At 72.3% G+C, this 22,493-nt stretch carries 17 protein-coding genes; 14 read left to right on the top strand and 3 right to left on the bottom strand.

The features are described 5' to 3' along the window. The first annotated feature begins 79 nt into the window (after positions 1 to 79). The 12 genes from AB0J39_RS19455 to AB0J39_RS19400 all read left to right on the top strand — a co-directional run bounded on the left by AB0J39_RS19455 (position 80) and on the right by AB0J39_RS19400 (position 16,603). Positions 80 to 388, top strand: a complete 309-nt coding sequence (locus tag AB0J39_RS19455; protein ID WP_363466441.1) for a chorismate mutase family protein — start codon at positions 80 to 82, stop codon at positions 386 to 388. Positions 389 to 443: 55 nt separating this feature from the next. Beyond that, positions 444 to 2,516 (top strand): aminodeoxychorismate synthase component I, encoded by a 2,073-nt coding sequence (pabB, locus tag AB0J39_RS19450; RefSeq protein ID WP_363466438.1) that lies wholly within the window; start codon positions 444 to 446, stop codon positions 2,514 to 2,516. Positions 2,517 to 2,518: 2 nt separating this feature from the next. After that, positions 2,519 to 3,598, top strand: a complete 1,080-nt coding sequence (locus tag AB0J39_RS19445) for a prephenate dehydrogenase/arogenate dehydrogenase family protein (RefSeq protein ID WP_363466436.1) — start codon at positions 2,519 to 2,521, stop codon at positions 3,596 to 3,598. A gap of 12 nt (positions 3,599 to 3,610) precedes the next feature. Further along, positions 3,611 to 5,296, top strand: coding sequence for a class I adenylate-forming enzyme family protein (locus tag AB0J39_RS19440; protein WP_363466433.1), 1,686 nt, complete (start codon positions 3,611 to 3,613; stop codon positions 5,294 to 5,296). Positions 5,297 to 5,476: 180 nt separating this feature from the next. Continuing rightward, positions 5,477 to 6,559, top strand: coding sequence for a 3-deoxy-7-phosphoheptulonate synthase (aroF, locus tag AB0J39_RS19435; RefSeq protein ID WP_363466431.1), 1,083 nt, complete (start codon positions 5,477 to 5,479; stop codon positions 6,557 to 6,559). Between the two features lie 43 nt (positions 6,560 to 6,602). Next, the gene (locus AB0J39_RS19430; protein WP_363466429.1) at positions 6,603 to 8,843 is read left to right on the top strand and encodes a molybdopterin-dependent oxidoreductase; all 2,241 of its coding nucleotides are present in this window, start codon (positions 6,603 to 6,605) and stop codon (positions 8,841 to 8,843) included. After that, complete coding sequence (locus tag AB0J39_RS19425; protein WP_363466427.1) at positions 8,840 to 10,297, top strand: FAD-dependent oxidoreductase; 1,458 nt, start codon at positions 8,840 to 8,842, stop codon at positions 10,295 to 10,297. The genes AB0J39_RS19430 and AB0J39_RS19425 overlap by 4 nt, the downstream gene beginning before the upstream one ends. Positions 10,298 to 10,417: 120 nt before the next feature. After that, positions 10,418 to 11,911 carry an MFS transporter gene (locus AB0J39_RS19420; RefSeq protein ID WP_363466425.1) on the top strand — a complete coding sequence of 498 codons (1,494 nt, stop codon included), beginning with the start codon at positions 10,418 to 10,420 and terminating at the stop codon, positions 11,909 to 11,911. A 298-nt stretch (positions 11,912 to 12,209) separates the two neighbouring features. After that, positions 12,210 to 13,436, top strand: a complete 1,227-nt coding sequence (locus AB0J39_RS19415; RefSeq protein ID WP_363466422.1) for an ATP-grasp domain-containing protein — start codon at positions 12,210 to 12,212, stop codon at positions 13,434 to 13,436. Further along, positions 13,433 to 14,707, top strand: coding sequence for an MFS transporter (locus AB0J39_RS19410; RefSeq protein WP_363466419.1), 1,275 nt, complete (start codon positions 13,433 to 13,435; stop codon positions 14,705 to 14,707). Before AB0J39_RS19415 ends, AB0J39_RS19410 begins: the two co-directional genes overlap by 4 nt. A gap of 15 nt (positions 14,708 to 14,722) precedes the next feature. Beyond that, complete coding sequence (locus AB0J39_RS19405; protein ID WP_363466418.1) at positions 14,723 to 15,502, top strand: cupin domain-containing protein; 780 nt, start codon at positions 14,723 to 14,725, stop codon at positions 15,500 to 15,502. 183 nt (positions 15,503 to 15,685) lie between these two features. Then, positions 15,686 to 16,603, top strand: coding sequence for an aldo/keto reductase (locus AB0J39_RS19400; RefSeq protein WP_363466415.1), 918 nt, complete (start codon positions 15,686 to 15,688; stop codon positions 16,601 to 16,603). Positions 16,604 to 16,623: 20 nt separating this feature from the next. Here the strand turns inward: AB0J39_RS19400 and AB0J39_RS19395 are convergent, their stop codons facing one another. The 3 genes from AB0J39_RS19395 to AB0J39_RS19385 are packed head-to-tail and all read right to left on the bottom strand — an operon-like array spanning position 16,624 to position 19,345. Further along, complete coding sequence (locus tag AB0J39_RS19395) at positions 16,624 to 17,316, bottom strand: response regulator transcription factor (RefSeq protein WP_363466412.1); 693 nt, start codon at positions 17,314 to 17,316, stop codon at positions 16,624 to 16,626. 16 nt (positions 17,317 to 17,332) lie between these two features. After that, positions 17,333 to 18,421, bottom strand: coding sequence for a histidine kinase (locus tag AB0J39_RS19390; protein ID WP_363466409.1), 1,089 nt, complete (start codon positions 18,419 to 18,421; stop codon positions 17,333 to 17,335). 42 nt (positions 18,422 to 18,463) lie between these two features. Further along, positions 18,464 to 19,345, bottom strand: coding sequence for a UbiA family prenyltransferase (locus tag AB0J39_RS19385; protein ID WP_363466406.1), 882 nt, complete (start codon positions 19,343 to 19,345; stop codon positions 18,464 to 18,466). A gap of 364 nt (positions 19,346 to 19,709) precedes the next feature. Between AB0J39_RS19385 and leuA the strand changes: the two genes are divergently transcribed. Further along, the gene (leuA, locus tag AB0J39_RS19380; protein WP_363466404.1) at positions 19,710 to 21,440 is read left to right on the top strand and encodes a 2-isopropylmalate synthase; all 1,731 of its coding nucleotides are present in this window, start codon (positions 19,710 to 19,712) and stop codon (positions 21,438 to 21,440) included. 101 nt (positions 21,441 to 21,541) lie between these two features. Continuing rightward, on the top strand, positions 21,542 to 22,456 hold the full coding sequence (locus tag AB0J39_RS19375) for an ATP-binding protein (protein ID WP_363466401.1): 915 nt from the start codon (positions 21,542 to 21,544) through the stop codon (positions 22,454 to 22,456). Positions 22,457 to 22,493: the final 37 nt, after the last annotated feature.

The following is a 22,493-nucleotide window of genomic DNA, read 5'->3' as shown; positions in this document are numbered from 1 at the left end:
AATAGGCGCCAGATCGAATCCTGAATTAGCCCGACAGGGCCGGAACATCCCGTGCATCCCCGATTGGAGGGCTGTTCACATGGCTGGCAACGGCGCCGGAGAAGACGGTCTGGAGACGCTGCGGGCCTCGCTCGACCGTATCGACGCGTCGCTGCTCGACACGCTGCGCAGGCGTATCGAGTGCTGCGTCGAAATCGCGCATTTCAAACGCGAGCACGACGTCCCGATGATGCAGCCCCACCGCATCGGCATCGTGCAGCGGCGGGCCGCCTTGTACGCGCAGGACCACGGGATCGACCCCGACTTCCTGCGCCGGCTCTACGAACTCGTCATCGCGGAGACCTGCAGGGTCGAGGACCTGGTGATCGGCGATGTCGCCGCTCGGTGAGCGCGGCGCCGGCGGCTCACCCGGCTATTCCGACACGGCTTGGAGGAACCCCGGAATGAGAACGATCCTGATCGACAACTATGACTCGTTCACCTACAACCTCTACCAACTCCTGGGCGAGGTGAACGGGCAGCCCCCGGTGGTGGTGCGCAACGACGCCGACTGGTCGCAGGTGCCGATCCACGAGTTCGACAGCGTCGTGATCTCTCCCGGGCCCGGCCGGCCCGAGCGGGCCCGCGACTTCGGTGTCAGCGCGCGGGCCATCCGTGAGAGCGGGCTGCCCGTGCTCGGCGTCTGCCTCGGTCACCAGGGCATCTGCCATCTGTTCGGCGGGACCGTCACCCACGCCCCGCAGCCGATGCACGGCCGCGTCTCGCAGGTGCGCCACACCGGGGCCGACATCTTCGCGGGCCTGCCCTCGCCGTTCTCGGTCGTGCGCTACCACTCGCTGGCGGCCACCGACCTGCCGGACGAGCTGGAGGCCGTGGCCTGGACCGACGACGGCGTGGTCATGGGGGTCCGGCACCGCACCGAGCCCGTCTGGGGCGTGCAGTTCCACCCCGAGTCGATCAGCAGCGAGCACGGCCGCGAGCTGCTGGCGAACTTCCGCGACCTCGCGCTGGCCCATGGCCGGGCCAGACGGGAGGCCGCGGCGGCCGCCCGCTCGCCGTACCGGGTGCACGTGCGCAGGCTGCCGCTGCTGCCGGACGCGGAGACCGCCTACCGCGAGCTGTTCGCGGGCAAGGAGCACGGCTTCTGGCTCGACAGCAGCTCGGTGATCGAGGGGCTGTCGCGGTTCTCGTTCATGGGCGACGGCTCCGGGCCGCTCGCCGAGTACGTCACCTACCGGGTGGCGGAGGGCGCGGTCACCGTCAGGCGGTCCGGCGGGCCCGCGCAGCGCGTCGAGCAGCCGTTCTTCGAGTACCTGGACGAGCGGCTGCGCGAGCGCGCCGTGCCCGCGGGCGAGGGCCTGCCGTTCGACTTCAACCTCGGGTACGTCGGTTACCTGGGCTACGAGCTCAAGGCGGAGGCGGGCGGCCAGGCCGCGCACCAGGCCGAGGAGCCCGACGCGGCGCTGCTGTTCGCCGACCGGATGCTCGTGCTCGACGACGTGGAGGGCGTCAGCTACCTGCTCGCGCTCACGAAGGACGGGGGACCGGACGCCGGCGACGCGCTCGCCTGGCTGGACGAGACGGGCGCCCGGCTGTTCTCCCTGCCCAGGCGTGCGCCGTCCGAGCCGGCCGCCTTCGCCGGGGTCGGCATGACCGATCCGGCCATCGCGGACGCGGTGGAGCTGCGGCACGACAAGCAGGGCTACCTCAGCCGGATCGGCGACTGCCTGGAGGAGATCTACCACGGCGAGTCCTACGAGATCTGCCTGACCAACGCCGTCACCGTCCGCGCCGAGATCGACCCGCTGCGGACCTACAGCCACCTGCGGACGATCAGCCCGGTGCCGTACGGCGCGCTGCTCGACTTCCCCGACGTCGCGGTGCTGAGCGCCTCGCCCGAGCGGTTCATGACGATCGGCCCCGACCGGGTCGCCGAGTCCAAGCCGATCAAGGGCACCCGGCCGCGCGGCGCGACGCCCGAGGAGGACGAGGCGCTCCGCCACGACCTGCTCAGCCGCGAGAAGGACCGCGCGGAGAACCTCATGATCGTCGATCTGATCCGCAACGACCTCAACACGGTCTGCGAGGTCGGGTCGGTGCACGTGCCCCGGCTGTTCCACGTCGAGACGTACGCGCCGGTGCACCAGCTCGTCTCCACCATCCGCGGCACGCTGCGCCCGGAGGAGTCGGTGGTGAGCTGCGTGCGGGCCGCCTTCCCCGGCGGGTCGATGACCGGCGCGCCCAAGATCCGCACGATGGAGATCATCGATCGGCTGGAGGAGGGCCCGCGCGGCGCCTACTCCGGCGCGCTCGGCTGGTTCTCCCTGGGCGGGGCCGCCGACCTCAGCATCATCATCCGCACCCTCGTCGCCACCCGGGACCGGGTCAGCTTCGGCGTCGGCGGCGCGATCGTCGCCCTGTCGGACCCCGAGGAGGAGTTCGAGGAGACCGTCGTCAAGTCCCGCGCCATGATCACCGCGGTGCTGGCCACCGCGGCCCAGACCGTGGGGGCCTGACCATGACCCGCGGGGAGACGGACCTGCTGCGGCGCTGCGTCGTCGTGGGCGGCGCGGGCGCGGTGGGCGGCCTGTTCGCCGGGCACCTGCTGCGGTCCGGCGCCGAGGTGGTCGTCGTCGACCCCGCGCCCAGAACCGAGCAGTCCAGCGCCGAGCAGTCCAGCGCCGAGCAGTCCAGCGCCGGCCAGCCCAGCGCCGAGCAGCCCAGTGCCGGCCAGCCCAGTGCCGGCCAGCCCAGTGCCGGCCAGCCCGGTGCCGGGGGGCCGAGGTTCCGGCAAGGCGACATCACGGACATCGGGCCCGATCTCGCCGAGGAGATCGGGCGGGCCGACCTCGTCCTGCTCGCGGTGCCCGAGCCGGTGGCCCTGGCGGCGGTGAAGCAGGTCGCCGCCGCGATGCGGCCGGGCGCGCTGCTCGCCGACACGCTCTCGGTCAAGGGCCCGATCGCCGAGGCGATCCGGGCGCACGCCGGGGACGTCGAGGCGGCCGGTCTCAACCCGATGTTCGCTCCCTCGCTCGGCTTCGCCGGGCGGCCGGTCGCCGCCGTCGTGATCCACGACGGCCCCCGGACCCGGGCGCTGCTACGGCTGGTCGACAGCTGGGGCGGCCGTGCCGTACGGCTCGGCGCGGACGAGCACGACCGGCTGGCCGCGGCGACGCAGGCGCTCACCCACGCGGCGGTGCTGTCGTTCGGCTTCGCGCTGGCCCGCCTCGGCGTCGGCGTCGCCGAACTGGCCGCCGTCGCCCCGCCGCCGCACGCCACGCTGCTCGCGCTGCTTGCCCGGATCGCCTCGGGCACCCCGGAGGTCTACTGGGACGTCCAGTCGGCCAACCCGCAGGCCGCCGCCGCCCGCGCGGCGCTCGCGGAAGGCGTACGCACACTCGCCGGCCTCCTCGACGGCCCCGCGGACGGCCCGTCGGACGGGGAGGCGGAGTTCGCGGCGGCCCTGGGCGGGCTGCGCGATCTCCTCGGCCCCGATCTCGGCTTCTACCGCGACACCTGCGCCGAGATGTTCGGCGCACTGCGCCCATACCAGCCCAACCCCTCTACGAGCACGTCAAGCCCCGTCACGACTGACTGAAAGGTGAGACCGATGACCATCTCCCACGAGACCGTCCTCACGCCGGAGCAGCGCGCCAGGTTCGCCGCGGACCCGGACCTCGGCGGCGGCAACCTGCTGACGAAGGCCATCGAGGCGAACCCGCACCCGGAGCTGCCGTTCATCCACCTGGGCCGGCCGCTGACCAACACCCGGGGTGAGCAGCAGACCGAGTTCAGCCTGCTGGAGCTGGACGAGCTGGCCCAGAGCTGGTCGGTGTGGTACCTGCGCCAGGGCGTGCGGCCCCGCGACCGCGTGGCCATCTACCTGGAGGACTCCTTCGCCTACTCCCTGCACTTCTACGCGCTGGCCCAGATCGGCGCGGTGGCGGTGCTGGTCAACAGCAAGGCGTCGCGGTACATCGCCACCGAGCTGTGCCGCCAGACCAACCCGGTCGGCATGTACACCGACCTCGCCCACCTGGAGATCCTCGGCGAGGAGTTCCACCTGCTGCCCGGCCTGCGGTGGACGCAGGTGGCCGAGGAGCTGCCGGCGCCGCCGCACGCCGCGCTGCCGGAGGAGGCCCGCTTCCGCCACGTCGGCGAGGACCCGGTCTCGATCCTGCACTCCTCCGGCACCACCGGACGGCCCAAGCCGGTCATCCAGACCCACCGCTCGTGTGTGGCCGGGCCCCGCTTCCGCCTCGTGGACCACCACGAGCAGCCGGGCGCCGTGATGATGACCGCGCTGCCGCAGTCGCACCTCGGCTGCATCGCCTACACGACGTACGCCGTGCTGGGCGGCACGCCCCTCGTGCCCTGGTTCGACACCAGCGGCCCCGAGCTGGCCAAGGCCGTGGAGAAGTACCGCCCGACGACCGTCATGGCCTTCGGCCACGCGTACGCCGAGCTGGCGGGCGCGGACCTGCCGGCCGGGGCGATCGACTCGGTCAACGTCTGGATCTCCATCGGCGACGCGGTCCACGAGAAGCACATCAAGGGCATCCTGGCCATGCGCGACCCGTCGCTGCCGCCGGCCGCGTTCTTCGACCGCCTCGGCACCACCGAGCTGGGCTGGGGCGTGCTGCTGAAGGTCCGCACGCTGGCCGACGAGCGCAACGACCGGTGCGTGGGCAAGCCTGTCGGCGTCGCCGAGGTCGCCGTGCTGCGCAGGGACGGCACGGTCGCCGACGTCAACGAGGTCGGGCTGCTCGGCGCGAAGGGCCCGGCGATCACCGCCGGATACTGGAGCGACTCCGACACCACCTACCGCAGCAAGCTGTCGGGCTACTGGCTGACCGGCGACATGGCGTACCGCGACGAGGCGGGCAACTACTTCCAGGTCGACCGGGCGGTGGACGCCATCGAGACCCCGAGCGGCACCGGCTACTCGGTCTTCATGGAGGAGCTGCTGCTCAACGACCTGCCCGAGGTCCTCGACTGCGCCGTCGTGGCGGGCATCCACCGCGGCCGCACGGTCCCGGTGGCGGTCGTGACGTCCAGCGCCGCCAGGCCGGACGCGCAGCGGCTGCTCAACGAGGCGAACGAGAAGCTGAAGGCCGCCGGCCACCCCGAGCTGACCATGCTGGAGGTGGCGCGCAACGACGAGGACTTCCCGGTCGGCGTCACCGGCAAGGTCCTCAAGCGCCGGCTGCGGGAGAAGTACAGCTCGCTGTCCACCTACATCCGCGAGAACGGCGGCAAGACGCTCGGCACGATCCTCACCGACGTCTTCGTCTGATCTCCCCGCACCCGGCGCCCGATCCCGCGATCGGCACGCGATCCGCACACGATTCACACCTGATCCGCGCCGCCGGGCCGGAGGTTCCCCCCAAGGCCCGGCCCGGCGGCGTGCACGCGGAAGCGACCGCCGGCCCGACCCCCATGACAGACCCGACCACACGCTGTGGAGAGGATTCCCATGACTGACGCCGAGCTGTTGCTGGTGTTCGACTCGACGATCGATCCGTCCGGCTTCGCCGGGTGGGCCCGGCACTTCGACTCCACCGGAACCACCGCCAGGACCTACCGGCTGGGCGGGGCGGACGTGATAGTGGCCCAGGGGCCCGCCACGTTGCTGCCCGCCCCGGCCGACCTGCCCCGGCCGCGGCAGACCGTACGGGCGGGCGGCGGCTTCCGGCTCGGCCGGCGCGAGCTGTTCCCCTCGGGCACGGTCGTCTCCATCGGCCCCGCCGTGATCGGGGACGGGGACATCGCGGTCTTCGCCGGGCCCTGCGCGGTGGAGAACCCCGGACAGATGATGTCCACGGCCGCCGCCGTCGCCCGGCACGGCGCGGTCGGCCTGCGCGGCGGCGCGTTCAAGCCCCGCACCACGCCGTACTCCTTCCAGGGCCTCAAGTGGGCGGGCCTGGAGCTCCTGGCGAAGGCCAGGGAGGAGACCGGCCTGCCGATCCTCACCGAGGTCGTCGATCCCCGGCACGTCGACCGCATGGCCGAGGTGGTCGACGGCTTCCAGATCGGCACCCGCAACATGCAGAACTTCGAGCTGCTGATCGAGGTGGGCCGCAGCGGCATGCCGGTCGTGCTCAAGCGCGGCTTCGGCTGCACGGTCGACGAACTGCTCACCGCGGCCGAGTATCTCCTGGCCGAGGGCAACGACCAGGTCGTGCTGTGCGAGCGGGGGATCAGGACGTTCGAGGGGGCCACCCGCTTCACGCTCGACCTGTCGGCGGTGGCGCTGCTCAAGCGGCGCACCCATCTGCCGGTGATGGTCGACCCCAGTCACTCGCTCGGCATCCCCGAGCTCATCGAGCCGCTCACGCTGGCCGCCGTGGCCGCGGGCGCAGACGCCCTCCTGGTCGACGTGCACGTCCAGCCCGAGCAGGCGCTGTGCGACGGCAAGCAGGCGCTGCTGCCCGAGGACTTCGCCCGGCTGATGAACCGGCTGGAGATGCTGGCGCTCGGCGTCGGCCGCCGGATGGCCCCCGCCCCGGCCGCCGACTACTCCGAGATTCACGACGCCCTCACCCCCGACGTCGTCTAGTCCGACCCGGCTGCGTACGAGTGCCGGTCGAGGAGGTGGAGCGATGCGCGCGGCGACGAGCACGCGCCCGGCGGACGCCGCTGTCGGTGCCGTCGACACTCACTGCCCGTACTGCGCGTTGCAGTGCGGCATGACCCTCAGCCCGGCGGGCCGCGCCTCGGTCCGGGTGCGGCCCCGCGACCCGTCCGAGGGCGGCCTGTGCCAGAAGGGCTGGACCGCCGCGGCCCTGCTCGGCTCGCCGGCCCGGCTCACCACGCCGCTCGTCCGGGACGGCGGGACACTGCGCCCGGCGAGCTGGGACGAGGCCCTCGGCCTGGTGGCCCGCAGGATCAAGGAGATCGTCGCGGCACGGGGGCCGGACGCCGTGGCGGTCTTCGGCGGCGGCGGGCTCACCAACGAGAAGGCCTATCTGCTCGGCAAGTTCGCCCGGGTGGCGCTCGGCACCTCCCAGGTGGACTACAACGGGAGGTTCTGCATGTCGTCGGCGGCGGCCGCGGCGCACCGCGCCTTCGGGCTCGACCGGGGGCTGCCGTTCCCCCTGGCCGACCTGGACGGCGCGGACGCGGTGCTGCTCGCCGGGGCCAACCCGGCCGAGACGATGCCGCCGTTCCTGTCGCACCTGCGCCGCGCCGTGGACGCCGGCGGGCTGATCGTGGTCGATCCCCGGCGCACCCTCACGGCCGAGCGCGCCGCGCTGCACCTCGCGCCGGCCCCCGGCACCGACCTCGCGCTGGCGCTCGGCATCCTGCACGCCGCCGTGGCCGACGGGCACCTCGACCACGCGTACGTCGGCGACCGGACGACGGGGTTCGAGGAGGCCTGGCGGGTGGCCGCCGGCTGGTGGCCGGAGCGGGTGGAGCGGGTGACCGGCGTCGCCGCCGCCGACCAGCGCAGGGCCGCCGCGATCCTGGCCGGGGCCGCGAACGCGTACGTGCTGACCGGGCGCGGCGCGGAGCAGCACGCCACGGGTGTGGACACGGTCGGGGCCTGGATCAATCTGGCGCTCGCGCTGGGCCTGCCCGGCCGCCGGGGCTCGGGCTGGGGCTGCCTGACCGGCCAGGGCAACGGGCAGGGCGGGCGCGAGCACGGGCAGAAGACCGACCAGCTCCCCGGCTACCGGCGGATCGACGACCCGGCGGCCCGCGCGCACGTGGCGCGGGTGTGGGGGGTCGAGCCTTCCGCGCTGCCCGGCCCGGGACGGTCGGCGTTCGAGCTGCTCGACGCGCTCGGCACGCCGGACGGCCCGTCCGCGCTGCTGGTCTTCGGCAGCAACCCCGTGGTGTCGGCGCCGCACGCGGGCAGGGTGGCCGGCCGGCTGGCCGCGCTCGATCTCCTCGTGGTCGCCGACCTCGTGCTGTCGGAGACCGCCAGGGCCGCCGACGTGGTGCTGCCGATAACGCAGTGGGCCGAGGAGGACGGCACGATGACCAACCTCGAAGGGCGCGTGCTGCTGCGCCGCCGTGCGCTCGCCCCGCCGCCCGGGGTGCGCACCGACCTGGAGGTCCTGCAGGACCTCGCCGTACGGCTCGGGCAGCCGCCCGGGCGCTTCCCCGCCGATCCCGAGACGGTCTTCACCGAGCTGCGGGCGGCCTCGCAGGACGGCCCGGCCGACTACTCGGGCGTGACGTGGGACCGGCTGCGGACCGGGGAGCGGCTCCACTGGCCTGTCCCGACGGTGCCGGTCCCCCGGCAGCCCGGACACGAGGAGCAGGGACACGAGGAGCAGGGACACGAGGAGCAGGGACACGAGGAGCAGGGACACGAGGAGCAGGGACACGAGGAGCAGGGACGTCGGCAGCAGGGGCATAGGGGGACGCCGCGGCTGTTCCTGGAGCGGTTCGCCCATCCCGACGGGCGGGCCAGGTTCGCTTCCGTGGACCACAGAGGGCCGGCCGAACCACCGGACGAGGAGTTCCCGCTCTACGCCATCACCGGGCGCGTGCTCCAGCACTACCAGTCGGGCGCGCAGACCCGGCGCGTGGAGGAGCTCCGCGCGGCCGTGCCCGAGGCGTACGTCGAGGTGCACCCGGACACCGCGCGGCGGGCCGGGCTGCGGGACGGCGCGGCGGCGCAGGTCGTCGGCAGGCGCGGGCGGGTCCTCGCGAGGGTGCGCTGCGTGCCGTCGATGCGGCCCGACGTGGTCTTCCTGCCGTTCCACTTTCCGGGCGCCCAGCGCGCCAACCTCGTGACCAATCCGGCGCTCGATCCCGTCAGCCGCATGCCCGAATTCAAGGTCTGCGCCGTACGGCTGTCGCCGGCGGCGGAACGGGAGGCCGCGCGATGACCGGTGTCACCAGGGTCGTGATCGCCGGCTACGGCATGGCCGGCGCCCGGCTGGCGGAGGAGATCCGCCGCCGGGACCCGGCGGGGGAGCGCGTCGCGATCGTCGCGATCGGGGAGGAGCCGCACCCGCCGTACAACCGGGTCCTGCTGTCGAACGTGCTGGCGGGCGCGATGTCCGCCGAGTCGGTGCGGCTGCAGGAGGAGGACTGGGGCGCCGGGCACGGCGTCGAGGTCCGGCGGGGCCGGACGGTCGTGTCGATCGACCGCGCCGGGCGCTGCGTCGTGCTCGACGACGGCACACGGGTCGGTTACGACGTGCTCGTGCTGGCCACCGGCGCCCGCGCGTGGCTGCCGCCGGTGGAGGGCCTGCTCGGCGACGACGGCGGCCCGGCCCCCGGCGTGGCGACGTTCCGCACGCTGGACGACTGCGCCGCGATCACGGCCGGAGCGCGGGGCGGCGTGCGGGTGGCCGTGCTCGGCGGCGGCCTGCTCGGCCTGGAGGCGGCCAGGGGCCTGGCGGCGCGCGGCAACGCGGTCACCGTCGTCCACCACACCGGCCACCTCATGGAGCGCCAGCTCGACCACGGCGCGGGCCAGGTGCTCGCCCGGGTCCTCGGCGGTCTCGGCGTGCGGGTGCTGCTGAACTCGCGGGCGGCCCGCTACCTGCCGGGCGACGGGCTCAAGCTGGACGACGGCCGGCTGGTCGCCGCCGACCTCCTCGTCGTGGCGGCCGGGGTGCGCCCGCAGACCGAGCAGGCGTCCGCCGCCGGGCTCACCGTCGACGGCGGCGTGCTGGTCGACGACGACCTGCGCACGAGTGACCCGCTGATCCACGCGATCGGCGACTGCGCGCGGCATCCCGGCACGGTGGCCGGCCTGGTGCAGCCCGCCTGGGAGCAGGCCGCCGCGCTGGCCGCGCTGCTCACCGGCACGCGGTCGCCCTACCGCGGCACGAAGGTGGTCACCCGGCTCAAGGCGAGCGGGGTGGACCTGGCCGCGCTGGGCGACGTGCACGCCGCGCCGGACGACCCGCGCGCCGAGGTGCTGTGGCTGAGCGAACCGGCCCGGGGCCGCTACGCCAAGCTCGTCGTCCGCGACGAGCGGGTCGCGGGGGCCATCGCGATCGGCGTGCCCGACGCCGCCGCCGCGATCACGCAGTTCTACGACCGCGGCCTGCCCGTGCCGCCCGACCGGCTCGCGCTGCTGCTCGGCCGGGCCATGCCGTACGGCGAGGGCGCCGCCCCCGGCGAGGGGAACGCGGCGGCGCTGCCGGGGACGAGCGTGGTGTGCCGCTGCAACACGGTCAGCAAGGACGCCCTGGCCGCCGCGTGGCGGTCGGGGGCCCGTGACGTGACCGCGCTCGCCTCCGCCACCCGGGCCACCACGGGGTGCGGCACCTGCGCCGACGCGGTGTGCGGCATCGCCCGCTGGCTCGCCGAGTCCGAGAACGCCTGACCTCCGAAAACGCCTGCCCATCGAGAACGCCCGGCTCCGGCACCGAGAACGCCCGACCTCCGACAACGCCCGACCTTCGACAACGCCCGACTCCGAGAACAGCCTGACGAGGAGACGCACATGAGCGCGCGAACCAGGGCCGCCCGGCGCGGCCGCGGCTGGATCGAGCACTGGAACCCGGAGGACGAGGAGTTCTGGGAGACCACCGGACGCCGGGTGGCCCGGCGCAACCTGATCCTGTCGGTCTTCACCGAGCACCTGGGCTTCGCGATCTGGGTGCTGTGGTCGGTGGTGGTGCTGAGCCTGCCCGCCGCGGGGCTGCCGATGAGCGTGTCGGAGTCGTTCTGGCTCGTCTCCGCGCCCAACCTGGTGGGCGCGGCGATCCGGATCCCGTACACGTTCGCGGTGCCGCGCTTCGGCGGCCGGGTGTGGACGACGATCTCGGCGGTCCTGCTGCTGATCCCGTCCTCGCTGCTGGCGTTCGTCGTGCCGAGCGGCTGGCTGGCCGCGCAGGACCACGACACGAGGTTCTGGATCCTGCTCGCCTGCGCCGCCGTGGCCGGCGTCGGCGGCGGAAACTTCTCCTCCTCGATGGCGAACATCTCGTTCTTCTATCCCGAGCGGCGCAAGGGCTTCGCACTCGGCCTCAACGCGGCGGGCGGCAACCTCGGCGTCGCGGTCGTCCAGCTCCTGGTGCCGCTGGTGGTCGTCGCCGGGGTGCCGGTGGCGGCGTCGGGCACGCGGGTCCACCTCGCGTACGCCGGGCTGGTCTGGATGCCGTTCATCGTGGTGGCCGCGGTCTGCGCCTGGCTGTTCATGGACGGCCTCGCCGAGGCCAAGGCCGACCCCCGGTCGTACGCCGCGGCGCTGCGGCACGGGCAGACCTGGATCGTGTCGCTGCTCTACGTCGGCACGTTCGGCTCGTTCATCGGGTTCTCCTTCGCGCTGCCGCTGGTGATCAGGACGACGTTCCCGGAGTTCCTCGCCCAGCACCCGTTCGTGCGCGACTACCTCGCCGGGCTCGGCTTCGTCGGAGCGCTGGCGGGGTCGGTCGCCCGGCCGCTCGGGGGCCGGCTGTCCGACCGGTACGGCGGGGCCCGGGTCACGCTGGCCGTCTTCGCCGGGATGGTGGTGGCGACGGTGGCGGCGGCGGGCGGGGTGATCCGCCACGACTTCGGCCTGTTCTTCTGCGCCTACCTGGTCGTCTTCGCCTGCTCCGGCGTGGGCAACGGCTCGACGTACCGGATGATTCCGGTCATCTTCGGCGAGCTGGGGCGCAGGGAGGCGGCCGTACGCGGTCTCGACCCGGCGCTGACCGCGACGGACTACAAGCGCAGGGCCGCGGCCGTGATCGGCATCGCCGGGGCGATCGGCGCGTTCGGCGGGTTCCTGATCCAGCAGGTGTTCCGCCTGGCGAGCACCGAGGCGGCGAGCGCGATGAAGGGCGCGACCGGCGCCGCCGCGGCCCGCGTCGCCCAGGAGCACGCGGGCTGGTCGCTGCCCGCCCTGTGGATCTTCGTCGGTTCCTACGTGCTGCTCGCCGGGCTCACGTGGTGGACCTACCTGCGGCGCGGGCCGAGCCACGCGCCGAGCTTCGCCTACGCGCGGGTGTGAATTTTCGTAGCACTCCGGCGTAACCAAAGTTGTAGGCAGTGTGCCCCTTCCGTCATCCGGCCCGGTCATTAGGGTGCGCGGCCGTTGTGGCGGCCACGGGCGCGTGCCAGCGTGCTGGTCACAGGGCCCGCGAAACAGGCTTGTACGGGGATCTGGAGGGATTTCGATGGCACGTCGCATCCGTGTGAGCAAGCCGACCAGGAAGCCCCAGTCGAACTCGCCCGATCTCCGCACGCCGTCCGGCCGCGAGCTGCCCTACTGACCCCGACCGCCGCCACAGAAGAAAGGAGGATCCCGGATGAGCGACCTCGTCATGGTCATGCCCTACCGGGCGTTCGTCATCAAGGCCCGTGAGGAGGGGCACCGGATCTGCGCCATCTGGGATCCCACCCTGCAGACGCCGGACTACCTGGCCGGCATCGCCGACCTCGCCGACGCCCTCGTGCTCACCGACTTCGCCGACCCCGTCGCGTTCGACCGGTCCGTACGGCAGGCCGTGCGCGACTTCGGCGCCGACCTCGTCTACCACATCGGGGCCGAGGAGAGCATGCTCGCCACCTACCGCATCGCGGAGGACCTGGGCAAGGCGGTCAACCCGGCCAGGTCGGTCGAACTGCTCAACGACAAGCTCCAGCTGCGCCGGCTGCTCGCCGAGCACGACCTGTCCCCGGTGCGGTTCGCCCACGCGGCGCGCTGGCAGGACGTGCCCGGCCTGCTCGGCGGCTTCGAGCTGCCGGTGGTGGTCAAGCCGACCGAGCTGGCCGGCAGCCGGGGCGTGTACCTGCTGCGCGAGCCCGGCCAGGTCGCCGAATGGGGCGCGCTGCTCGACTCCTACGGCTACCGCGGCCCGGTCCTGGTCGAGGAGTATCTGCGCGGCCCCGAATACAGCGTGGAGTCGCTCAGCGACCACGGCCGCCACCAGATCGTGGGCGTCACCCGCAAGGTGCTCGGCCCGCCGCCGCTGTTCGTCGAGGCCGGGCACGTGCATCCCGCGCAGGCCGGGCCCGACACGGCGGCGATGGCCGAGCTGACGGCCGAGATGCTGCGGCTGACCGGATACCAGACCGGCCCGGCCCACACCGAGATCATCTGGACCGCCGCAGGCCCCCGGATCGTCGAGTCGCAGGCGCGGCTCGGCGGCGACCAGATCCCGCGCCTGGTGCAGCTCGCCACCGGGCTCGACATCGAGCGGGCCGTCTTCCGGATCCTCGGCGGCAGGCCGCCGGGCGCGGTGGAGCGCCGGGCGGTCGCCCACATCTCCTACTTCAGCCTGACCCCCGGCGAGGTCCGCGCCGTGGCGGGCGTGGAGGAGGCCCGGGCGCTCGACTTCGTGGACATGCTGGAGTTCCCCTTCCGGCCGGGCGACCGGATCCCGGAGACGGTCGACTGGCGCACCCGGCACGGCTTCGTCGTGGTGACCGGGGAGACCGAGGAGCAGGCCGTCGCCCGGGCGCGGCACGTCCACTCGCTCGTACGCGCCGAGGTGGCCGAGCCCGTCGCGGCCGGGGCGGGCGTGCCGTCGTGAACCTGTCCGCGCTCCATCCCAATCTGAGGATCCGCATCGCGGTCGGGTTCCTGCAGCGCCTGCTCGACTCGATGGTCATGTCGTTCATGGCCATCTACCTCGCCTTCGAGTACGGCGTGGCGATCGCGGGCGTGCTGGTCGTGACCGTCATGGTGCTCGGCGTCGTGGGCACGCTGGCGGGCGGGCACATGTCCGACACCCGCGGGCGGCGGCGCACGCTGCTGCTCGGCGAGACCGGCGTCTGCCTGACGTTCGCGCTGATGGCGGTCGCCGACTCGCCCGCCTGGCACAGCCCGGCGCTCGTCTACTGCGGCTACCTCGTCAACAAGTTCGCCGCGAGCTTCGCGATGCCGGCCAACGACGCGATGATCCTCGACGTCACGACCCCCGAGAGCCGCAAGCTCGTCTACACGATCAACTACTGGTCGATCAACCTCGCGCTGGCCTTCGGCGCGCTGCTCGGTGGTTTCCTCTACAACGGCCACTTCACGCTGCTGCTCGCCCTGGCCGCCGGGGGCACGGTCGCGATCGCCGCGGCCACGTACTTCCTGATCGCGGAGACCAAGCCGGAGCAGACCGAGGAGGAGACAGGCGCGGCGGCCCAGCCACGCGGCTCGATCCTGCGGGACTTCGCCTCCGGCTACCGGCTGGTGCTCCAGGACCGCGCCTTCGGCCGGTTGCTGGTGGCCGCCACGCTGTTCATGTCCATCGAGCTGCAGCTGATCAACTACATCGGCGTACGGCTGGCCAGGGACCTGCCGGAGCAGAACCTGCTGGCGATCGGGTCCTGGGCGGTCCGGGTGGACGGCGTCGAGATGCTCGGCATCCTCCGCGCGGAGAACACCGTGCTCGTCGTGGCGCTCGCGCTCGTCGCGCACCTGGTGCTGCGCCGGGTGCCCGACCGCGTCCGGATGTACGCCGGGGCCGGGCTGTTCACCGCGGGATACATGGTGCTGGCCGTCAGCGACACGGGCTGGGTCCTGCTCGTTGCCGCGCTGGTGCTCACCGTGGGCGAGCTCATGGACGTGCCGGTCAGGCAGGCACTGCTCGCCGACATGGTCCCGGCCGCGTCCCGCACCCGCTACATGGCGGTCTACAACCTCAACATCCGGGTGGCCCTGGTCGTCGCGTCACTGTGCATCACGATCGGCTCGGTCCTCCCGCCGTGGGGCATGGCCGCGCTGTACGGCGTGTTCGGCCTGGTCATCATCTGGCAGTACCGCGCGATCCTCACCCCCTCCGCCGCCCGCGCCGAACTCGCGCGGGTGTGATCCGGGAGAGCCCCGATGAACCTGACCAGACATGAGACCGGCGCCAGGCATGGGACCGGCGCGGTGCTGCGGGCCGCGGAGCTGGAGTATCGGCGCCACGGCGACTGCTTCGTGAGCGCGGTGACCGGCCCGCACGCCGGCGCGCGGCACGCCGCCGTCGACGCGGTCCGCATTCCCGCGGGCCGCCAGTGGTCACCGCCCGGCGCGGCGGCGGCCGAGCAGATCGCGGTCGTGCTGGCCGGCGCGGGCGTGGGCACCGTCGGCTACGAGATCAGCCGGATGCGCGCCGCCTCGGCGCTGTACTCGCCCGCCGGAAGCACGTACTCGCTGTCGGCCGGCGACCGGGAGATGACCGTCTACGTCTGGAGCGCCGTGCCGTCCGAGGACGGCCTGGCCGGCACTGTCCGGCCCGGCGCCGGTCCGGCCCGGTTCCGCTCGCTGTGGAACGGCGAGACCTGGCTGACCCCGCCTGCCGCGAACGTCCTGTTCCGGCCGGGGGCCGGCCGTGCGGGGCTCTGCCTGCGCTGCGGCATCATGCAGCCGGGGGAGACGCTCGGCGTCCGCCCGCACGAGGAGAACGAGGCGGCGTACTTCGTCTTCGAGGGAGAGGGACAGTTCTACCTGCACGACCGGTGGGTGGACCTGGGGCCGGGCGACGGCGTCTTCGCGCCGCCGGGCGTCCGGCACGGCGCCCGCAACCCCCACTCGGGCCACCTCGCCAGCCGCTTCGTCGTGTTCGGCGGTTCCGTGGCAGGAATTCCGTCATATCTGGCCGATGATTTGCCGGATTTGTAGCACGAACGGTCGTAGCGGTGGGGAAAAATAGGGGTGGAAAATCCGCCTCATGCAATCCGAGAGGTATCGGGTGCATCCTCGCGTTTCTCATACCTCCATTACTTCCAGCGGTGTCCACGTGAATGACGAAGCGATATCGAAGCCCTTCAAGCGGTCACGGCCACGCCGGTCGCGGGCGGCGTCATGCGGCGCGTGAGCCTCGGCGGGCAGGGCCTCGTCGCCGCGAACCTCGGTCTCGGCTGCACCGCGCTGACCGGCGTGTACGGCCCCGCCGACCCCGATGAGGCGATGCGGGTCGTCCGGCGCGCGCTCGACGGCGGCGTGTCGCTGATCGACCTGACCGACGGCGGCGGCGAGGCCGAGCGCCTGGTGGGCAAGGCCGTCGCCCACCGGCGGGACGAGGCGCTGATCGCGGCCGGCCCCGGTACGGGCCCGGGCGGCCGCGTCTGCCGCCCCGAGGACCTCGGCAGGGCCTGCGACGCCTCGCTGTCCCGCCTGGGCGTCGAGCGGATCGACCTGTTCGTGGTGGACGCCGGCGCCGGCGACGCGCCGATCGAGGAGACGATGGGAGCCGCCGGCCGTCTCCAGGACGCCGGGAAGATCGCGCACATCGGCGTCCGCGGGCTGGACGGAAAGCGGCTGCGGCGCGCGCACGCGGCGCGGCCCGTCGTCGCGGTCGCGGTGGAGTACTCCCTGTGGCGGCGCCGGGCGGAGCGCGATCTGCTGCCGGTGGCGCGCGAGCTGGGGATGGGCGTCATCGCCGGCAGGCCGCTCGGCCGGGGCTTCCTGACCGGCAGGATCACCTCGCCGGTCCAGCTCGCCACGGGAGACGTGCGCCGCCGCGACCCGCGCTTCTCACCCAAGAGCCTGGAGACCGAGCTGCTGCGGCTGCGCGACGCCCAGCGGGTGGCGGCCGACATGGACATCGGCATGGGCCGGCTGGCCATCGCCTGGCTGCTGGCGCAGGGCGACGACATCGTGCCGGTGCCGAGCACGCGCGACCTGGTCCACCTCGAGATGAACCTCACCGCGACCGGCATCCTGCTGCCCGAGCCGGTCAAGGCCCGCCTCGCCGGGACGTTTCCCCTGCACGACGACTGAGGATCCCCGGCGCACGCGGGTCAGGGGAACGAGCGCTGCCCCCGCGTGCCGGGGTTGGGGCGAGGCCGGGGCGCCGGCTGGTCGCGGCGCGGCGTGATGAGCGAGGCGGCCAGCGCCTTGTTGACCGCGTCGATCCGGGAGACGGCGCCGAGCTTGGTGAAGATGTTGTGCAGGTGCCGCTTGATCGTCGCCTCGGTGAGCGTGAGCCGGGTGGCGATCTGGTAGTTGCTCAGCGCCTGCGCTGCGAGCTCGAGGATCTCCCGCTCCCTGTCGGTCAGCACCACCTTCGACCCGCCCCCCTGCACCTGGGCGAACGAGTCGCGCGAGACGGCGAGCACGAGCCGGTCGGGCTCGGCCCTGACGCTCCTGACCGCCGAGACCAGCTCCTGGCGGTGCACGCTCTTGAGCAGGTAGCCGCGGATGCCCGCCGCCAGCAGGCGGCTGAGCAGCTGGGGGCCGTCGTACATGCTGAGGATGATGATGTGCGATTCGGGGGAGATCTGACGCATGCGGGCCACGGTCTGGGTGGCGTCGTCGCCGGGGATCTCGACGTCCAGGAGGACCACGTCGGGCCGCTCCCGCTCGACCAGGGCCACGGCCCCGCCGGAGTCGCCCGCCTCGCCGACGACCTCGAAGTCCTCCTGGGCCTCCAGGATCTCGCGCAGGCCCTCACGGAACAGCGCGTGGTCGTCGATGACGGCGATAGTGATCATATTGTCCCCGATCGGCTCATGCGGTGAGCCCTGAGAAGGGCACGTACAGTTCGACGTGCGTGCCGTGGCCCGGCCTGCTCGTGATGGTGGTCGTCCCGCCGATGATGGCGGCGCGCTCCTGCATCGACAGCAGGCCCACGCCGTCCGACCGGCCGCAGCCCTCCGCGAACCCCAGGCCGTCGTCGTCCACGGACGCGCGCAGCTCGTGGGGGGCGAAGTCGACCCGGATCAGCACCTTGCTGGGATTGCCGTGGCTGAGCGCGTTCCTGGCCGCCTCTCGCAGGATGAGGAAGGACTCGTCGCGGACGGTCGGCGAGGCCCACGTCTCGTCCCCGCTGACCCGCAGCCGGATGTCCACCTCGTCCATGTCCACGGTCTCGAGGTAGTACAGCAGTGCCTTCTCCAGGCTGTTCAGCGGCTCCTGCGGGTGCAGCTCGCTGGTGACCGCGCGCAGGTTCTGCATGGTCTCCAGGATGGCCTGCTGGGCGGTCTCCACCTTGGCGGTCGCCGTCGCTGGCTTGTTCGCCCGGTGCAGGTCGTACAGCTCGAGTTGCCGGTGGGCGACGCTGAGGCCGTGCCCGAGCCGGTCGTGCAGTTCGCGGGCGATCCGGCGGCGCTCCTCGACCTGGGCCTCGTGGACCTTGTCGAGGAGAAAACTCGAGTAGCTGGCCGAGGACTCCCTGATCCGTGTCGTGATGCTGCGCTCCAGCCCAAGCACGACCAGCGTGAGCAGCCGCATCGACTCGGCGTCGCCGGGCATGCGCTCCAGCAGGCAGGTCACGACCGCCTGGAACCACACCGACGCCGCGCGGAGCGACTCGTCCGGGTGGACCCCGCTCGCCGCCCTGGTCGCCCCCACCTCCCAGGCGATGATCTTGTGGGAGTCGCCGACCCTGATGCTGCCGGACCGCAGCGTCTCCGCGACGTCGTCGAGGATCTGCTCGGCGTTCGCCAGCGCCTGCCGCAGGGCGGTCGGGTCGCGGCTGATCGGGCTGTCCAGTGCCGCCAGGTTCCGTGCGTACGCTTCCAGAATCTCGGAGCGATGCGCTTCGAGGAAACCCTCGAAGTCCGGGACCTGCGGTCCCAGTTCTCCATCTCCCGCCAATGGACCCTCCGAGAGGAAGCGGACGAGTGCCTCCATCCTGGACTAAGCCGCACGCCCAGACAATAAGAATTGTGACACCAGCGGGAGAAGAACGGCCAAATGCACAGCGTATTGCGTCGTCATGAACGCCCGGTAGGGCAGGCGGCGGCGCACCCGGGACCCCCGGGAAAGCGGAGTAAGGGTGACGACGGCGAGCAGCGTGGCACCGCAGAGCATCGCGGCCGGGGCCATGCCGAGCGGCACCCGCAATAGCAGCGCGACCGTGCAGAAAGCGATCGCGACGGAGGCGGCGACGGCCGACAACAGCAGCCTGACCGGCCACTCTCCGTGGCTCACCGCGAACGAGGCGCGCCCGGCGGAGCGGTCGCCCGCGATGTCGGGCAGGTCCTTCGCCGGTGTGCCGACCAGGCCCATCCACAGCGAGGCCGCGACGGCGAACGCGGGCAGCGCGATCGCATCGCGCCCGGTGGGGCCGGTCCCGCAGGAGGTGTAACCCGCGCAGTAGGAGAGCAAACCGGCCACGCCGCCGACCACGACGGTGGCGCTCGACCACCTCTTCAGCGGGAAGGGCGGCGCCGAGTAGAGGTAGCCCAGCACGAGCACCGCCGTGACCAGCCAGATCATCGCTCCGCCCAGTAGCAGCGCGCCGAGCAGGGCGGCCGCGGCGGCGGTCCAGGCGATGATCAGGGCCAGGCCGGCGTCGAGGTCGCCGCGGGCGATCGGCCGGTGTGAGCCGTTGACGCGGTCCTCCCGCATGTCCGTCACCCCGTTGAAGAGGTAGACGAAGAAGATCGCGCACTGCCAGACCAGGGCCCCGGCCAGAAGGCGGAACGGATCGGCCGGGGCGAGGCCGGCGTCCAGCGCCGCTCCCGCGGCGAACCGCAGGAAGAAGATGGCGAGAACGGACGGGCGCGCCTCGGTCACGCACATTCCGAGGATTCGGAAAGGCGAAATCGAAATGGCCGGGAATACCGCTCTATTGATCGACATGATCCGGAGTATGTGTCCGATTCAGGGGGTCGTTAAGGGGGTCGCCCGGGAGGTTGTACCGGATCTACAACTTTCGATACCCCTACCGATCGTCCGGGTGATGCCGGCCGCACTCTAGTTGCTTCTCTCTTGCCCCTTGACCAGCGCGCTTGTAGCTTCGGCAACGTACCGGTCAGCGAATCACCAGGAATTTGGACGGCCTTCCGGAAGGAAGTAGGCGCGATTCGCGGACAGCTTTTCGGAGAAACGGTCGGTCGCGAATTCGGTGGCAAGGTCGCCGATGAGAAAGGAATTCCTCATGAGCAGCTCTCCTTCCCGTTACTCGGCCTTCACCCCCGTCCGCCTGGCGGACCGGCGGTGGCCGGACCGGACGATCGAGGCCGCACCGCGATGGCTGTCCACCGACCTGCGCGACGGCAATCAGTCACTGGTCAACCCGATGAGCCCGGAGCGCAAGCTCGCGATGTTCGACCTGCTCGTACGGATGGGCTACAAGGAGATCGAGGTCGGGTTCCCGGTGGCGAGCCAGGACGACCACGACTTCGTGCGCATGCTCATCGAGGAGGACCGGATCCCCGACGACGTGCGGATCTCGGTTCTGGTGCAGGCGCGGGACGAGCTGATCCGGCGGACCGTGGAGAGCCTGGCCGGCGCGCCCCGGGCCAACATCCACCTCTACAACGCGACCGCCCCGCTCTTCCGCCGGGTCGTCTTCGGCATGACCCGCGACGAGTGCCGGGACCTCGCCGTCGAGGGCACCCGGCTGATGATGAAGTACGCCGAGGCGACCCTGGGCGACTGCGACCTCGGGTTCCAGTACTCGCCCGAGCTGTTCAACGAGACCGAGCCCGAGTTCGCGCTGGAGGTCTGCGAGGCGGTCATGGACGTGTGGCAGCCGGAGGAGGGCCGGGAGATCATCCTCAACTTCCCGACCACGGTGGAGCGGTCGCTCCCGCACGTCTTCGCCGACCAGATCGAGTGGCTCGACCGCAACCTGTCCCACCGGGAGCACGTCTGCCTGTCGATCCACCCGCACAACGACCGCGGCACCGGCGTGGCCGCCTCCGAGATGGCGCTGCTGGCCGGCGCCCAGCGGATCGAGGGCTGCCTGTTCGGCAACGGCGAGCGGGCCGGCAACGTCTGCCTGGTCACGCTCGGCCTGAACATGTACACCCAGGGCGTCGACCCGGGCATCGACTTCTCCGACATCACCGAGATCCGCCGCACCGTCGAGTACTGCAACGAGATGCAGGTCAGCCCCCGCCACCCGTACGGCGGCGACCTCGTCTACACCGCCTTCTCCGGCTCCCACCAGGACGCCATCAAGAAGGGCTTCGACGCACTGGCCGTGGAGGCCGCCGAGGCGGACGTCAGCGTGGACGACCTGCCGTGGCGCATGCCGTACCTTCCGCTCGACCCCAAGGACGTCGGCCGCACGTACGAGGCGGTGGTGCGCATCAACAGCCAGTCGGGCAAGGGCGGCGTGGCCTACATCCTGAGCGCCTGGCACGGGCTGAACCCGCCCAAGGCCCTCCAGGCGGAGTTCGCCCGCGTCGTGCAGGCCCATGCGGACGGCTCCGGCGGGGAGATCACCCCGGGCGTGGTCCGCGACCTGTTCGACGAGGAGTACCTGTCGCGGACCGAGATCACCGTCCCGCTGGGGCTCGGCGGCCGGCCGTTGCAGACCACGTTGTACGTCGACGGCGCCCGCTTCGACGTCGCGGGTCCGCAGGCCGACGCCATCCGCACCCTCGGCGCCCGCCTGGCGGTCTGGAACGTGGACGTGCAGATGGTCCACCGCACCGGCGTCGAGGCCGCCGGCGGCGCGGGGGACCGGGAGGTGGCGGTCTACGCCGAGTGCGTGATCGACGGGCGGCAGGTCTGGGGCGTGGGCCTCGACCGCGACGTGGTCACCGCGTCGTTCGCGGCCGTCCGATCGGCGCTGGCCCGCTCGGGCGAAACGAGTGCGGACGGAACGCAGGAGCGAGCCGGCGGCGCCGTTTCCCCGCGAATGTCGCTGGTCGGCTGAACGACAGTCAACACACGATCTTTACTACAAGTCACGGCAATTGTGAATCCGGCCGCGCGGCCGCGTATCGAACGGAATTCGGGAGGCTCATTATGGCCCTGGTGGAGCGGGAAGAGGTGTTGGCCTCCCTTGAGGACATGCTGGCCGACGCCGTCACCGGCAGAGGAAAGATCGCGATCGTCGGAGGACCCGTCGCGACGGGGAAGACCGCACTGCTCAACACGCTCGTCGAGGACGCGCTGGAGCACGGCGCCCTGCCGCTGACCGCCACCTGCTCGCAGGCGGAGTCGGGACTGGCGCTGGCCGTGCTGTCGCAGATCCTGCACAACGCGCCGCTCACGCCCGAGGAGGAGGAGCGGACCCGCAACCTGCTGCACGAGGGCGCCCGCTGCGCCATGTCGGCCGACCCGCTGGCCGACTACGTCGACCAGGTGGACGCCCACATCGTGCACGCCCTGTGCATGGTGCTGCTCGAACTCGCCGAGCGGCATCCGCTGATGATCGTGGTGGACGACATCCAGTACGCCGACCGCGCCTCGCAGCTCTGCCTGGCCTACCTCGCCCGCAGGCTGCGCTTCGCCCACATTCTGGCGATCTTCAGCCAGTCGGAGGAGGCGTGGAACGCCCCGTCGCTGTTCCAGACCGAGCTGCTGCGCCAGCCGCACTGCCGCCGCCTGCCGCTGTCGGCCCTGTCCCGCGAGGGCGTCGAGATCATGGCGGCCGACGTCGTGGGCGACGAGGTCGCCCGGCGGTTCGCCGCGGACTGGCACGCGGTCAGCGGCGGCAACCCGCTGCTCGTGGGCGCGCTCATCGAGGACCACATCGCGGAGGCCGACGCCGCGACCGGCACCGCGGGCGCCCCGGCCGAGAGCGGACCGGCGGCGGAGGCGGACGAGGTCGCCACGGGCGACTCCTATCGCCAGGCGGTGCAGGCATGCCTGCACCGCGGGCACCCGCTCGCGGCCCGCGTCGCTCGGAGATCGGGAAGAGCGACGTGGACGGAAAGATTGTCTTAGAAGGCGTGTAGATATAGGTGGTCGCCGTCTCATTATA

The sequence above is a fragment of the Microbispora sp. NPDC049633 genome, assembly GCF_040675265.1.
Lineage (GTDB): Bacteria > Actinomycetota > Actinomycetes > Streptosporangiales > Streptosporangiaceae > Microbispora > Microbispora maris.
Note: the sequence above shows the minus strand (reverse complement) of the source record. Positions and strands in the feature narration are given on the sequence as shown.